Below are 15,645 nucleotides of genomic sequence, written 5' to 3'. Positions count from 1 at the left end.
AAATAACGCGGTAAATTGACTACTTTTTATCGATTCTATCTGGCGATAATGCGCGTCTATATTCCTCTAATTTAGCTTCATAATTCTCGGCTTCACCAAAGTCTAAAAAGTGTGAATATCGCGCATGGGTGCTTAACACTTTTCTTGCATGTTTAATCGGGCAAAAATATTGCTCGGTTCTGGCGATAATCTCGCTGATATAAGCCACCATACCAGTACCGTAAGCGCAGTAAGTACAATGAAATTTTTCAATGAAGTTCAAATAACTTAAATGTTGGCGATCAAAAATAATATAGTCACCACGTTTCACTTTTTTAATACCGTAAATCGGAAAGCAAGTGATTTGGTAAAAGCTGACAAAAAGATCGGTGACGAGCAGCGGAACAATCATCGAATAAATGATAGGCCCAGTAATCAGGTTTTGTGGGCGGTCTGTGACCAACCAGCGAAAGAAATTTCGTTTGAGTTTACGGTGTGTAGCTTTGATGGATTGTTCAAACTCAACGCGCTTCCCTTTGATTTGAAAAAACATCGTTGACTGCTGTTCGCTTAAGGCTGTGCGCAGCTCGTCTTCTAGTAAATTCATTTGAGTTAGTAACTGTTGAACGCGCTCATTCATGTTGTTTTCCATACACATAATTTTAGTTAACTTAGTATACGGCATTAAAGGTGAGAGAGTTTTTGACGTTATTTAATCTATGATTAGTTTTACAGCAATACCTTTGCTTTAAGTGATTGGATATCGTGCTGCTAAACATAAATTGTATTTACATTTTGTTACATATGTATAGAATTGTCTTTGCAAAGTTGTAGCTATTCATGCAGATTAGAATATGAAAAATCAAACACACTTCAAGGTAGATAAAATATCCAACCAAGATTATTGTTAGATATAATGAAGTCCAAGGACGAGTTTGTTTCAACATCTTTGCTACAAATATAAACTTATAGGCATGTAGTCACGGTTTAAGGGAAGTATTAATGCGCTATATAGTTTTGTTAACAACAATACTGCTCTTTGTAGCAGGTCAGGCAGTTGGCGCAGAAAAAAGTACTGATAATCAAGCAGATTTAACTCATATGGAGTTAGAACAGCTACTTGATGTGGAGTATGTTTCGGCAGCTAAAATTGCTAATCAAATTAGCGATGCAAATACTGCTATTTCAATCGTCACCGCTGATGATATTCGTGCTTATGGATATCGTAGTGTGGCTGAAATAGTCAATAGCATGCGTGGACTCTATACGCCGTATGACGGCAGTATCTATTACCTTGGCGGACGAGGCTTCGGTCGTTCTGGCGATTATGTTGGTCGTATATTGTTGATGATTGATGGCTATGCCACCAATGATAATATTTACGATGAAGCTTATATTGGCAATGATGGCTTACTAGATACTGAGCTCATCGAGCGAGTAGAGTACGTCCCAGGCTCTGGTTCAGCCATCTACGGGAATAATGCTTTCTTTGGCATCATTAATATCATTACAAAAAAAGGTCGTGATTTTAACGGTACTCAGGTGTCAGGTGAGCTCGCTAGTTTTGGCGGAAAAAAAGGCCGAGTGACCTACGGTAAACGATTTGATAATGGTGCAGATATTCTGCTGTCAGCTTCTGCACTACATAGTGACGGACAAGACTACTACTATCCTGAGTTCAATAACCCATCAACTAATTACGGTATAGCCAATAACCTTGATTTTGAGCGTAGCCCGCGTCTTTTCGGTAAATTACAGTTTGAAGGCGTAAGCATTGAAGGAGGGTATGTTTCACGAAGACATGCTAATCCAACAGGGGCTTATGGTACGGTTTTTAACGCATTGACATGGGATTGGGACACCAATGGATTCGTTAGCTTAAAATCAGATAACAATATCGGCTCTCACGTAAAGGCTTCTAGCCATGTGTATTACGGCTACTATCTGGATCGAACTGCATTAACTGACCCAACACTAGGTTTTATACATGAACATAACCGCGGTCAATGGGTTGGTGGAGATGTAAAGTTTGTTGGCGACTGGTTTGATGATCACAAATTAGTGTTTGGTGCGGAGTATCGTAATGACTTTGAAATAAGTTTTCAAAACCACTTCGGCTCGTCAGACTACAGCAGAGAAACAGTAAGTTTTTATGCTCAAGATGAAATGAGCGTGACTAACAACTTAAAGGTTAACCTTGGTGGTAGAGTTGAAAACACCTCAGGTATAGGCACAAACATTAGTCCTCGCGCTGCTTTAATCTACACGCCATTTAATCCCACGACCGTTAAATTGTCATATAGCTCTGCATTCCGACGACCCTCTGCATACGAACAGTTCTATCATGATGACACACAAGCAATCAATCCAGCACTAGGCCCTGAGTTCGTCACATCAACTGAGTTAACTGTTCAACAGCAGTTTTCTAGAAACATGCGGGCAATTGCATCACTTTACCATTATCAAACAAGCGACATTATTACGAGTATACCTTTACCTTCACCTTCTTTGCTGAATCAGAATGTTAACTCAGGTGGTGGACATGCTAATGGCTTAGAACTTGAGCTGCATAGACTTTGGGATAATGGCGTGCGATTGCATGGTAGCTATGCAAAGCAATTTTCGACAGATTCAGACGGATTGCGCATGGTGAACTCTCCAGAAAATCTTGGGAAAATAAATTTAACTTTTCCCTTGTTGCAAAATTCTGTCCGTACTGGTGTTGAAGTGCAAACTACCAGCTCGCGCTACACTGAAAAAAGGATGTTGGTGCCAGGCTACACCGTAGCGAATCTAACGTTCAGCTCCGAGCATCCAATCAATGGCGTTAGTGCATCTTTTAGTATTAAAAATCTTTTCGATCGTCAATATTTTTCAGTGGCTCCTGCTGGTTTAGTGCAGGATACGCTGCGGATGGATGGCCGTAATTTTTGGCTACAAGTTGATTACGCCTTCAAATGAAAATAAAGCCTTCAATCTATAAATGTTTTATTGCAATCCTGTTTGGTTTGCCTTGGGTACAAAGCTGCCGCGCTGATCCTGCGCCAGAATACAAATTAAAAGCCGCTTTCCTTTATAACTTTATTCTATTAACTGAATGGCCTAAAACTGTGAATGACTCCTTACGCCTTTGTGTCATTGGAAAAGGCGGCATGGATGAGGCGATTAATGACTTCGACGGTACTGAAGCAAATAAACGGCATATCAGAGTAATTCATCTGTTGAATTATTCTAATATAGAGGCCTGTGAAGTGCTTTATCTAGGCGAAACTGATTCAATTGATATTCAAAATATCCTTAACAAACTTGGCGAGTCGCCTGTGCTGACTGTGAGCGATAACTTTGATTTGGTTAAGTCAGGTGTCATGATTAATATGTTTCCAGAGAATCGGCGATTGGTTTTTAACGTCAATGTTGAGTCTGCGAAGCATGCTCATTTAACCTTAAGTTCTAGGCTAGTTAGGCTAGCAAAATAGATTGATATGATTAATAGACAAAAGCATTTTTTATCAATTAAAACCAAATTAACTACGATAAGTGTGGTTTCAATCGTATCCGCGATGCTTGTTATGCTTATCGTGATGATGTCTTATGAGTTTTATTTCTTTAGGAAAAATCAGTCTGTTGATTTGTCGGTTCAATCAAACATCATTGCAGATAATAGCGCGGCTGCTTTAGCATTTAGTGACCCGGTTGCTACAAATGAAGTGCTCTCCGCATTGCATACCTCACCAAGCCTAGATAGGGCGCAAATCTTTCTGCGCGATGGCACTCCCTTTGCAGAATATAGTAAACAAAATCTTCAGCAATCAGGGGCGCTAGAAAGGCCAACTTGGTATGGCACTAAATATACATGGACTAAGATGACCTTGTCGGAAGACATTAAATTTAAAGGTAGTTCTGTTGGGCAGCTTGTACTTGAGGCCAATTTTAATCTGCTGTATCAACATATATTTTTGTATGGGGGCATCGCTTTGCTTGCGGTTGTTGTGGCGCTGATCTTTGCAACGCTTATGCTCCGCCCACTTATACGTTCAATTACACAGCCCATTCTTAATATGAATTATATGATGCGTCATATTTCCAACAATATAGACTATTCAGGACGTATGGACCATATTTCTAGCGATGAAGTAGGGGAGTTAGCAACCGGCTTTAATGAAATGCTGCAGCAGATGCAACTGGCTGAAATGCGCGAGGAATCACAAAGTAATATCATGCGGATGTTGGCTAATCACAAGCCATTAGGTGAGGTGCTTGAAGCCATTGTAACTAGCGGATTTTCTGAAAATACAGAGTATTCTAATAAAGGTGCAATTTGTTGTTTCTGGTTACTTAATAATGATAGCACTCAGTTCTGTCGGAGCATCTCTCTCGATTTACCTGATTTTTATATTGATTATATAAAAGAGCTGAAACTCAGCAATGGCCTGACTCCATGCGCAACAGCTGTAGCTACTGGTAAGCCTGTCATTATTGAGAATATTCAAGCGCACCCTTATGATGCCAGCTATAAAGCCCTTGCAAGTAAAGTAGGGGTAACTGCATGTTGGACATACCCCGTAATAACTTCGACGGGTAAAGTTCAAGGCGTATTTTCTGTTTATTTCAATGAGTCGCTCAGTCCTAAAGACTCAGACATTGCCATTATTGAACAATATGCAGATTTGGCTAGTATTGCTATTGAACGTGATAGAGCAGAGTCCGAGCTCACAATAGCAGCAACGGCATTTCAATCACAAGAAAGCTTGCTGATCACTGATGCTAATTGCATCATATTGCGGGTTAATCCGGCATTTACTCAATCTACTGGCTACCCAGCTGATGAAGTGATTGGTAAAAATGCTTATATGTTCAAATCAAACTTACATCCTGCAGATTTCTATTTAGAAATGTGGGATTCCATTCATAAAACAGGCGCATGGCAAGGGGAAATTTGGGCTCGTCGTAAGAATGGTGAGGTTTATCCCAAATGGCTCACTATTTCTGCGGTCAGTGGAAAGGATGGGGTCGTGAGTCATTATGTTGGCTCAGGCATTGATATTACACAGCGTAAAGCTGCTGAAGAAGAAATCAGAAATCTTGCATTTTATGATTCGCTTACAGGTCTACCAAACAGACGACTGCTGATTGATAGGCTAAAGCATGCATTGGCAGCCAGTGCTCGCAGTAAAATGTATGGCGCAGTTTTGTTTCTTGATTTAGATAACTTTAAGACACTTAACGACACGCTTGGTCATGATGTTGGTGATTTGCTGTTGCAACAAGTCGCTAAACGTTTATCTGCAACCTCTCGTGAAGATGACACGATTGCCCGCATAGGGGGTGATGAATTTGTGGTTATTTTAGAAAACCTCAGCGATAAGCCCATGGAGGCCGCTGAGCATGCAAAAGTGATATGTGACAAGTATTTAAGCATACTGAATGAATCGTATACGCTATCTAAATATGAATGTCTCAGTTCACCAAGCATAGGCGTTACACTTTTTAATGATCATCAGTCGGGTATAGAAGAGCTCTTAAAACAAGCTGATATAGCGATGTATCAAGCAAAAAAAGCGGGGCGTAATGCCATACGGTTTTTTGACCCCAAGATGCAGGATGCCATTAATCACCTTGTCAATTTAGATCGTGAATTACGCGTGGCGATTGAACGGCAACAATTTCAATTGTACTTTCAAGTGCAAGTCGACATTGCGGGCCGGCCTTTGGGGGCTGAAGTGTTGATTCGTTGGATTCATCCCGAACATGGAACGATATTTCCACCCACGTTTATCCCTTTGGCAGAAGATAATGGTTTGATTTTTACTATCGGGAAATGGGTCTTAGACATGGCTTGTGCTCAGCTTAAAGCTTGGGAGTTAGAGGCTAGCACACGCAATCTCAAACTTTCGATCAATGTAAGCGCTAAGCAGTTTCATCAAGCCGACTTTATCAAGCAGGTTAAAACGGCCATAAAAAATCATGCGATCAACCCAGCGATGCTTAAGTTAGAGTTAACCGAAAGTATGTTGTTAGATAATATCGAAGACACGATTAGAACGATGAATATTCTGAAAGAAATTGGCATCCAGTTTTCACTGGATGATTTTGGAACAGGCTACTCGTCTCTACAATATCTAAAGCAATTACCACTCACTCAATTGAAAATCGATAAATCATTTGTGCACGACATTGCCGTGGACAATAGTGATCAAGCGATTGTGCGTACCACTATCGTGATGGCACAAACATTAAACCTTGAGGTAATAGCTGAAGGTGTTGAGACCATTGAACAACGAAACGTGTTGATCAATAGTGGTTGCACCTGCTTCCAAGGATTTTTATTCGGACAACCTATGCCGATTGAGCAATTTGTAGATCAGGTAAAGCTGATGTGAAAATACCAGTCAATAAAAACAAGTGAAGTTGGAGATTAACTGCTGAAAATTCAAAAAAACTTGCGTATGTTTTTAAAGTGAGTTTTCTAACAGTTAATCGCTCCCATCTCAATCAAAAGTCTACTTAAATTTAAATTACCTGCGACCTCCAAAACGCTGATATAGCATCGGTAACAGAATCAACGTTAAAATAGTGCTGGTGATTAAGCCACCAATCACCACAATGGCTAAAGGTTTCTGAATTTCTGACCCCGGACCAGTGGCAAATAGTAATGGCACCAAGCCAAAAGCGGCGATACTCGCGGTCATCAGTACTGGTCGTAATCTACGTTTTGCACCTTCCATCACCACATCAATTAACTGTAAACCTTCGTCTTCTAGTTGGTTGAAGTAAGTCATCATCACTACGCCATTCAGTACGGCAATGCCTAGCAATGCAATAAAGCCCACTGAGGCCGGCACTGATAAATACTCGCCTGAAACCCATAGTGCAAATACACCACCTATCATGGCAAATGGAATGTTGGCTAATATCAGCACTGTTTGGCGAATCGAGTGAAATGTTGAGAATAGCAAAATAAAAATCATCAAGATGGCGATTGGAATCACAATAGAAAGTCGCTGAGCTGCGCGCTGTTGATTTTCAAACTGACCGCCAAATTGGATGCGGTAGCCTGAATCTAACTTGACTTGGTTAGTGATTTTTTGTTTAGCTTCTTCAACAAAGCTCACTAAATCGCGACCTTTTACGTTGCTCGTGACGACTACCATGCGACTTGCCCGCTCACGATCAATCTTCACGGGCCCTTCAATGCGATCTAAAGTAGCCAAAGTCGCAAGTGGCACGCTGACACCTTCACTTGATGTGATACGAATATTGGCAAAATCGGCAGGTGAAAGGCGTAAACTTTCAGCGCCTTTAATCACTAGCGGTATGCGGCGCTCGGCTTCTTGGACAATACCCAGCTGCAAGCCTTCAACTTGGACACGTAGTGCATCTTGAATGCGCGTCACGTCAAAGCCTAATCTGCCAGCTTTTTCGCGGTCAATATTGACGGATAAATATTGCACACCGCTATTTTGCGGGGTGTAAACATCCTGGGCACCTTGAATGCCTTCTAATATCGATTTGATTTTTTCGGCTTTTTCTCCCAGTACTTTTAAGTCAGTACCGTATAACTTAATGGCTAAGTCGCCGCGTACGCCTAATATCATTTCATTCACGCGCATATCAATGGGTTGCGTAAAACTGTAATCGATGCCTGCAAAGTTAGTCATGACTTGTCGCAAACTATCGATAATGTCATCTTTATTTTGTGTGCGCCATTGGTCGCGCGGCTTTAAAATTACAAAATTATCTGTTTGATTTAATCCCATCGGGTCTAAACCTAGCTCATCAGAACCCACTCGTGACACTACTTGTGCGACTTCTGGCACATCTTTTAGAATGGCTTTTTGTATGGCGTTATCCATGGCAACGCTTTGGTTTAAGGTTATGGAAGGAAGTTTTTCTGATCCCATAATAATGTCACCTTCATCCATTGTTGGCATAAAGGTTTTACCAATTTGTGTGTAAACGACCATTGTCAAAACCAGAAAGGTGATTGCAATCAGCATCACAAGTTTACTTTTATTTAACGCCATCTTTAAAATTGGCGTGTAAACTCGTAAAGCTTGTCGTACCAACCAAGGCTCTGCATGATGTTTTTTGGTAATAAGCATTGCCGCAAAAACAGGAATGACAGTCAGTGACAATAACAAGGAAGCAGCCAAAGCAAACACAATAGTGAGTGCTACTGGCGCAAACAGCTTGCCTTCTAAGCCTTGTAAAGTGAGTAATGGCAGAAATACGACGATAATAATGACGATACCTGAGATAACTGGCGTACTAACCTCTTTTACCGCCTGTAAAATCAAGGCGATCTTATTGCTCTTTCCATCGTAATGGGCAAGTTTAGACTCTATGTTTTCAACTACCACAACGGCCGCATCTACCAACATACCAATAGCGATAGTCAACCCACCTAGGCTCATTAAATTAGCGCTTACGCCAAAATAACGCATCAGCATAAATGTCACCAATGCAGAAAGTGGTAAGACTAAAGCGACAGTCACTGCCGCGCGAATATTGCCCAAAAATAGCATCAGTAATATCAGTACCAGCACAATGGCTTCTAGCATGGCTTTAGACACGCCATGTATTGCTTTATCAACTAAATTGCCACGATTGTAAAATATATTAAGTTTTACACCCTTTGGCAAAGTTGGCTCAATTTCAGCCAATTTAGCTTTAACGCCTTCAACTAGTTTTTGCGCGTTTGCACCACGCAAACCCAGTACCAAGCCTTCGACTACTTCACCTTGCCCGTTGTGGCTCACAGCGCCGTTGCGGGTGAGGTTGCTAATGTTCACGCTAGCAATATCTTTAACTCGAACCACAACGTTTGTATCAGCTTTCACTACAGTATTTAAAATATCGTTCAATGCGTTGATTCGACCCTCGCTGCGCACGATAATCGCTTCCTCGCCTTGGCTCAGTCGTCCGGCACCATCGTTGCGGTTATTGCGTTCTAGGGCTATTTGTAAGCTATCTAAAGTAATACCGCGTGCTTGCATCGCGTTTAAATCAGGGACTATTTCAAATGTCTTTACTTTGCCACCTAATGAATTGACGTCTGCTACACCTTCTAAGCTCCTTAGTTGAGGTCGAATCACCCAATCAAGCAGGCTGCGATTCTCGGTTAAGCTCAAACCACCGCCTTCTACAGTAAACATCAACATTTCACCTAGCGGCGTAGTCATTGGTGCGATTCCGCCAGTGGCATCACTCGGCAAGTCGCCACGCACAGCGTTAATTCGCTCCGCAACCTGATTGCGTGCCCAATAAATATCGGTACCATCAGCGAAATCAATCGTAATGTCGGTAAGCCCATATTTAGCTACTGAGCGCAGCATGGTTTGATTGGGTAAACCTAACATTTCAATTTCAAGCGGTGCCGTAATGCGCGCTTCAACTTCTTCTGGCGTTAAACCAGGAGATTTCATAATGATTTTTACCTGTGTACTTGATACATCAGGAAATGCATCAATTGGCAGCTCTTTTGCTGCATAAAGCCCGCCGAATAGAATACAGGCAGTGAATATGAAAATAAGTAACGGGTTTTTAAGTGATATTTCAATGAGTTTATTCATGCTTATTCCCCACCCATGCCTTGCCAACTAGCTTTAATAGCGGCTGTACCACTTATCACGATTTTTTCTGTCCCGTTAAAATCACCACTGATGCTAGTTATATCGCCTTGGGTATTCACTACTTTGACCTCGCGAACTTCAAAACCAGTGTCTGTTTGTACAAACACCATCACGCGCGATTGATGACTCACCAACGCGCTAGTTGGTACTTTAAAGTTACTCATACTTGCACTGGCAGTGGATGAAATAATGACATCCACCATTTGGCTGGGGAATAGTTGATCAACGCCACTACGTACTTCAGCACGAACAATCGCAGTTTGATCTTGCGTGCGCATGCTAGGCAGCACTGTGATTACTTTGCCAGATACATCTAGGTCTTTAATAGCGATTAGCGCGCCTTTTTGAATATGATTCTTTTTAAGATTCGTTAGTGGTACCTGTACCTCTACCCAAAGTGGGCTTAATTGTGCAATTTTTAGTAAGGGCATCACCGCATCAATTCGCTGACCTTGTGAGACCATTTGCTCCAGCACTACGCCGGAAATTGGCGCAACTAAAGCGATACCATTTTGATAGCGACCACTTTTTTCAAGTTGGTTAATTGAGCCATCACCCATGCCAGATAGTCTTAGCAATTGACGACGCTCGTTCATTTGTGCGGAAGTTTCAAGGTGGCTATTTTGTGATGTTTGCAGGCGCTTCTCGGCAATGATGCCATCTTTAAATAAAGCTTCATCACGATCTAGCGACTGCCTAGCCAAACGTTTTTGCGTATTGCTTTGTAAATACTCGCGCTGCATGCTGATGAGTTCTGGGCTAATAATATGTGCTAGTACTTGGCCTTTTTTAACTGATTGACCTGCCGTTACTTGTAACTGATCAACCAAGCCAGCGTAAGCGCTGCTTACCACATGGACTTGGTTGACTGGTACGACGACAACTGCAGGGTAAACTTGACCTGACATGTTGGTTTCAGCTTGTAACTTAACAGTTTTAACATCCAAGTTTTTTTGTTGTATAGCTGTCATTTTTATAAGATCTACAGCCATTGCTTGACCGCAATAAAGTACAAAAAAGGTGAAATATAAAGTGAATCTCATGGTAATTCTCCTACTGCTTGATTGAAGCGCGCAGTATTCCAAAGTTGTTGAATTTGTTGATTTTTCAGGCTTCGATCGGCATTAAATGTCTGTGTTTGCACGCGCATTAAGTCGCTTAAATCAAGCTCTCCTAATTGAAAGGCTTTGCGAGTGACGTTTAAACTTTGATGTGCGATGCTGTTTTGTTTTGTGAGCACTTCAAGCTGAGTAACGCCGATTTCGAAGTTATGTTCAGCTTCGTGCATGGCTGCGGCAAGTAGTTGTTTTAATTGACTTAGATTCGCTCTCTGCTCGGCATTTTGCATCTCAGCTGCGGCTAGCAGTGGCGCATTGCGTGATTCCGTCTGTAATGGAATTCGCAAAGTGATTCCTAAGCTGTTATTAAACTGTGTATCAGACGCGCCGCGTAAACTACGCGTTCCGATGATAACGGTTGGATTGTCGCGGGACTCAATTTTGGTTAAATTGCTCCGCTGTTCGCTTAAAGCGATTTTATCGTTAGCCTCAACCAACGCTGGATGCATTGCATCTAACTCACTTTTATTAGATTTTGCTTCCGTAAATTCAGCAGGTATTACTTTTAAACCCGTCAGATTCGTATAGCGAAACTTCGCATGTTGAACTTCAGCTTCAGCATAAATTTTTTCAGATTCAGCTTGTAAAGTCTCAGTTTGCGCGACGAGTAAATCTTTTTGCGCCATATCACCAAGCTTTACTCGCTTTTCAATATCTTGTTGCAGTTGGCTTGCAGCGTCATATTTATTCTTTGCAATATCAGCCAAGCCTTGCATTAGCTGAATTTCCCATAGGGCATCTCGCACCATGCCCGCTAATTGCAAACGTATATTTTGTGTATGGCTATTCAGGTTTTGTAACGACGCATTTGCAATTGCCTCGCGCGCTTTTCGCTGGCCGCTTAACCATATCGGTAGCTCAACACCAAGCTCCCATTCGCTTTCACCATTGCGGCTCAGTAATTGGTCATTTTGATTGCGCAGCATAATACTAGGTGCGGCAGGCAATAAGCCTTTAGCATGTATTTGGCGCGCTTCAAGCTCTAGTTTTTTAGCGTTAAGTAATTGGCTATTGGGGTAGTTTGGTAGAGATTTTTCCACCAAATCATGTAAGGTCAGGGTGCGATCTGAGGTCAATGTATCTTCATGCTGCATCTCTTCAGCGGGTGATAAAGCGCTATGAAAGACACAAGATAAAAATAATGCCCACACTAAGTAATGTGGTTTAAACATAAAAACTCCTAATTAAATCGATTGGTTAAAAAACCAAATAATAGTTAGCTATTATTAAGCACAGCTTAAGTGATTTAATTAGTAAGGTGGCGCGCGGGGACTTTGAAGCGAGTAGGGTGTGTGACGGTACTTTGGGACTTGAAAAAAGCTGGGTCTTAACGAGCTTGATTCATTAAGAATAATTGAAATGATAGTGAATAAAACAGCCAGCATTGCAAGCTTGTCTGCAATGTCATCTGCTTTTGATACTTTAATGCCGCTCGCAACGGTAACAATTGCACCAATGGTTGGTTGATCGCTTATTTGCGTATTATCAACAGCAGGGTCAATAACTGGTACGCTGACCTCACTGGAGTGTATGTGGATGCCGTGCTCTTTAGAGTCGTCCAAGCCATACGCGTGAGCATGTATAAATGGTGCAAAAAATTGCAACATGACTAAACACAGCATTAAAAAATTTTTACTAAGCTTAAGCATTGTATGAGTATTATACTGGTTAAATCCAAATCTCAAATTTGAACTTGTCATTTACACTATTTTCAACTTGGCTATTTAAACCCAAGTCGATACAAGTACAGAGAAACACAATCTTTTGGCAGCGTAGCTAATGGCTGATTAGCACAGGTGCTTTATTCGGCTACTTTCGTAGTTTTTTGCTTACTCAGCATAGTTAGATAAAGTGCTTCAACCTTATCGCGTGCCCAAGGCGTTCTGCGCAAGAATTTTAGGCTAGATTGAATACTAGGATCATTGCTGAAGCAATTGACAGGAATGCGCTCGGCTAAGCCATTCCAACCATAATGATTCGCTAAATCCGTCACTATTTGCTCTAGCTTGATACCATGCAAAGGGTTGTTGTGTTGAGTAGGCGTAGCGTTCGTCATATTATAAAAAACGATCCAGAAGTTTTCTACTTGGTTTGTCTAGACGGTCTATTTCTGGAATCAAGAAATCAATGCCGTGGCTGTCTGAAATGAGCAGGCTGGTGTGTGTTAGTCGGCGAATATGATCTTCAGATTTTAACGTGAGCGTTGCTTCGCCGCGATTCGTCATCAGTTGCCACGTGCTAGGTGTGGCAAAGCTGGATACGTGCATGATGCGATGAATTTCAGGCATGAATTCTCTTTGCATCAATTCTTCTGCAATCAGTGTCCGTATGTCTTCTGGCAAATCATCAGCTAGTTGACTAATCCAAGCCAGTTCATGGCCTTCACGACTCATCAACGAGAGTCCCTCATCAGCCGCAGAGATTGGAAAGGCACGAACAGGATACACGCCATTGTGAACCTCATTATTACGTGTGGTGAGTTGCAATTGCCCTGCGGGATTGCGTATCAGTTTGAAGTCTTCAAAAGTTTGTTTCATGATTACGTATTCAATTCTTTACTGGCAATTTCGTCGTCAGAACTTAAGTCATCTAAATCAGTATCTACATTTCTAGCCTGTGCTTGGTAAAGTCGATAATAAGCGCCTTCTTTTGCCATCAACTCATCGTGACTGCCAATTTCGACTACTTCACCTTGATCTAATACTACTAATCGGTTTGCCTTGTGCAAGGTAGAAAGGCGATGCGCAATTGCAATAGTTGTACGACCTTGAACCAGATTATCCAGCGCTTTTTGAATTTCTTTTTCAGTTTCTGTATCCACTGAGGCAGTTGCTTCGTCCAGAATTAAAATATGCGGATCTATCAGCAATGCACGTGCAATTGAAATACGCTGACGTTCGCCACCAGATAAGCCATGTCCACGCTCGCCAACTAAAGAGTCATAACCATGCGGAAGTCGTAAAATAAACTCGTGAGCATGTGCTGCGCGAGCTGCAGCAACGATTTCAGCTCTGCTTGCATCGGGCTTTCCGTAAGCAATATTGTCTGCGATGCTGCCAAAGAAAAGGAAAGGATCTTGTAAGACGAGTCCAATATTACGTCTATATTCAGAAATAGGTAGCGAGCGAATATTGACGCCATCTAGGCTGATTGAACCGCTTGAGACGTCGTAAAAACGGCACATGAGATTGACTAAAGTACTTTTGCCAGATCCGCTATGACCAACCAACCCTATCATTTCACCGGGTTCTATGGTCAGGTTGATGTTTTTAATTACAGCGCGATTGCCGTAACGAAAGCCTGCATTGGTAATTTCGATTTTGCCAGTGACTTTTTCTAAGTGCACTGGGTTAGTCGCTTCTGGAACGCTGGAAACATGGTCAAGAATATCAAAAATACGTTTGGCGCCAGATGCAGCTTTTTGAGTGACTGAAACAATACGGCTCATGGAATCTAAACGCGTATAGAAACGGCTGATATAGGCGAGAAAGGCGGTTAATATACCCACGCTGATTTCGTTGCGAGATACTTGCCAAATGCCAAATGCCCAGACTAATAACAAGCCAATTTCCGTAAGCAGGGTCACACTGGGTGAGAATAGCGACCAGATTTTATTAATGCGGTCATTTACCAAAAGGTTCTGTTGATTAGCTTCGCGGAAGCGCGTAGCCTCACGATTTTCTTGTGCAAAAGCTTTTACCACGCGAATGCCAGGTATCGTATCGGCTAACACATTGCTTACTTGCGACCATACACGGTCTATCTTTTCAAAGCCTGTACGCAGACGATCACGCACTTGGTGAATCATCCATGCAATGATGGGCAGCGGCAGTAAGGTGATGAGCGCTAGCTTGGCATTGATAGAAATTAAAATCGCTGCCGTCATGATAATCATCAATACGTCAGTGGCGAAATCGAGTAAATGTAAGGATAGAAATACACAGATTCGGTCAGATTCTGAGCCTATGCGCGCCATTAAATCGCCAGTACGTTTGCCACCAAAGTATTCTAGGGAAAGTCGAAGTAGATGCTCATAGGTAATCGTTCTAAGGTCAGCCCCGATACGCTCGCTGACTAAAGCCAGAATATAAGTCCGCGCCCAGCCTAGGCTCCACGCCAACAATGCTGAGCCTAGCAACCCGATAAGCAGCAAGGAAACCATACCTTTATCAATAGGCACACCGTTTTGATAGGGAATCAGCACCTTATCCATCAACGGAATGGTTAAATAGGGCGGCACCAAAGTTGCGGCGGTTGACGCTAGCATCAGTAAAAATCCTGCAAGCAACTGCCATTGGTAAGGTTTTGCAAAGCGCCATAGCCTGAATAGCGTCCAAGTTGAAGGCGGTGCATCTAAGGTGCGACTACATTGCGGACATTCGTCTTGATCTGCAGTCATGGGGAACTGGCATTTTGGACACGGCTCCGTTGGCTCTATGCTGATAGCCTGCCCAGTGACAAGACTGGTAATTTGTTGCGCAAACTGCTTAACAAAACGTAAGGCTGCCGTGTTGTTTTCTAAGGTCAAAAACCAGTACGCTATTCGTTTTTCTTGCTCAAATAGTTCGATTTTTCCTACGCCAGCATGATCCCGGTATTCCAGCTTTAAATTCGCACCATATTGAAACTCAATACTTTGCGCAGCGCTATCCAGCGCTTGCAACTCAATATGCAGTAAACGTTGATTGGTAACGACCAACAAGCTCTTCTTAAAATGAAGCTTGTTATCCAGATTGATTTCCAGCCAACCAGTCAGCGTTTCAGCACTCATTAATTGTGCAGACACGTTAGTTTGCCAGTCATCGGGCAGCTGCTTTGGCGCGGAGTTTGAAAGTTGTATTTGCTTGTTCACGGCTGCTGAGTTTACTACAATCATACAAGCTTACAAATAAATATAAATCGTTTACTGTCAGCTT

Annotated in this window: 11 protein-coding genes; 3 read left to right on the top strand and 8 right to left on the bottom strand. The window is 42.1% G+C overall.

What is annotated here, in order from left to right; all coding sequences use genetic code 11:
* Window positions 1–19: 19 nt before the first annotated feature.
* A complete protein-coding gene (locus M301_RS07465; RefSeq protein ID WP_041359380.1) occupies window positions 20–619 on the bottom strand; it encodes a hypothetical protein in 600 nt (199 codons plus the stop codon).
* A 362-nt stretch (window positions 620–981) separates the two neighbouring features.
* Between M301_RS07465 and M301_RS07460 the strand changes: the two genes are divergently transcribed.
* The 3 genes from M301_RS07460 to M301_RS07450 are packed head-to-tail and all read left to right on the top strand — an operon-like array spanning window position 982 to window position 6,359.
* A complete protein-coding gene (locus M301_RS07460; protein WP_013148157.1) occupies window positions 982–2,940 on the top strand; it encodes a TonB-dependent receptor plug domain-containing protein in 1,959 nt (652 codons plus the stop codon).
* Window positions 2,937–3,455 (top strand): YfiR family protein, encoded by a 519-nt coding sequence (locus tag M301_RS07455; protein WP_013148156.1) that lies wholly within the window; start codon window positions 2,937–2,939, stop codon window positions 3,453–3,455. The genes M301_RS07460 and M301_RS07455 overlap by 4 nt, the downstream gene beginning before the upstream one ends.
* A gap of 6 nt (window positions 3,456–3,461) precedes the next feature.
* Window positions 3,462–6,359 carry an EAL domain-containing protein gene (locus tag M301_RS07450; RefSeq protein WP_013148155.1) on the top strand — a complete coding sequence of 966 codons (2,898 nt, stop codon included), beginning with the start codon at window positions 3,462–3,464 and terminating at the stop codon, window positions 6,357–6,359.
* 135 nt (window positions 6,360–6,494) lie between these two features.
* On the opposite strand, the gene M301_RS07445 is transcribed toward M301_RS07450, so the two are convergent.
* The 7 genes from M301_RS07445 to M301_RS07415 all read right to left on the bottom strand — a co-directional run bounded on the left by M301_RS07445 (window position 6,495) and on the right by M301_RS07415 (window position 15,605).
* Window positions 6,495–9,551 carry an efflux RND transporter permease subunit gene (locus M301_RS07445; protein ID WP_013148154.1) on the bottom strand — a complete coding sequence of 1,019 codons (3,057 nt, stop codon included), beginning with the start codon at window positions 9,549–9,551 and terminating at the stop codon, window positions 6,495–6,497.
* Window positions 9,552–9,553: 2 nt separating this feature from the next.
* The gene (locus M301_RS07440; protein WP_013148153.1) at window positions 9,554–10,654 is read right to left on the bottom strand and encodes an efflux RND transporter periplasmic adaptor subunit; all 1,101 of its coding nucleotides are present in this window, start codon (window positions 10,652–10,654) and stop codon (window positions 9,554–9,556) included.
* A complete protein-coding gene (locus tag M301_RS07435) occupies window positions 10,651–11,901 on the bottom strand; it encodes a TolC family protein (RefSeq protein WP_013148152.1) in 1,251 nt (416 codons plus the stop codon). The genes M301_RS07440 and M301_RS07435 overlap by 4 nt, the downstream gene beginning before the upstream one ends.
* A 78-nt stretch (window positions 11,902–11,979) precedes the next feature.
* On the bottom strand, window positions 11,980–12,336 hold the full coding sequence (locus M301_RS07430; protein WP_148218585.1) for a hypothetical protein: 357 nt from the start codon (window positions 12,334–12,336) through the stop codon (window positions 11,980–11,982).
* A gap of 194 nt (window positions 12,337–12,530) precedes the next feature.
* Window positions 12,531–12,785 (bottom strand): VF530 family protein, encoded by a 255-nt coding sequence (locus M301_RS07425; RefSeq protein WP_013148150.1) that lies wholly within the window; start codon window positions 12,783–12,785, stop codon window positions 12,531–12,533.
* Window position 12,786: 1 nt separating this feature from the next.
* A complete protein-coding gene (locus tag M301_RS07420) occupies window positions 12,787–13,266 on the bottom strand; it encodes a cyanophycin metabolism-associated DUF1854 family protein (protein ID WP_013148149.1) in 480 nt (159 codons plus the stop codon).
* Between the two features lie 2 nt (window positions 13,267–13,268).
* Window positions 13,269–15,605 (bottom strand): cyanophycin metabolism-associated ABC transporter, encoded by a 2,337-nt coding sequence (locus tag M301_RS07415; protein ID WP_013148148.1) that lies wholly within the window; start codon window positions 15,603–15,605, stop codon window positions 13,269–13,271.
* Window positions 15,606–15,645 lie beyond the last annotated feature (40 nt).

Source organism: Methylotenera versatilis 301 (assembly GCF_000093025.1).
In the GTDB taxonomy this organism is placed as follows: Bacteria; Pseudomonadota; Gammaproteobacteria; order Burkholderiales; family Methylophilaceae; genus Methylotenera; species Methylotenera versatilis.
This window is presented reverse-complemented; position numbering and strand designations above follow the sequence as displayed.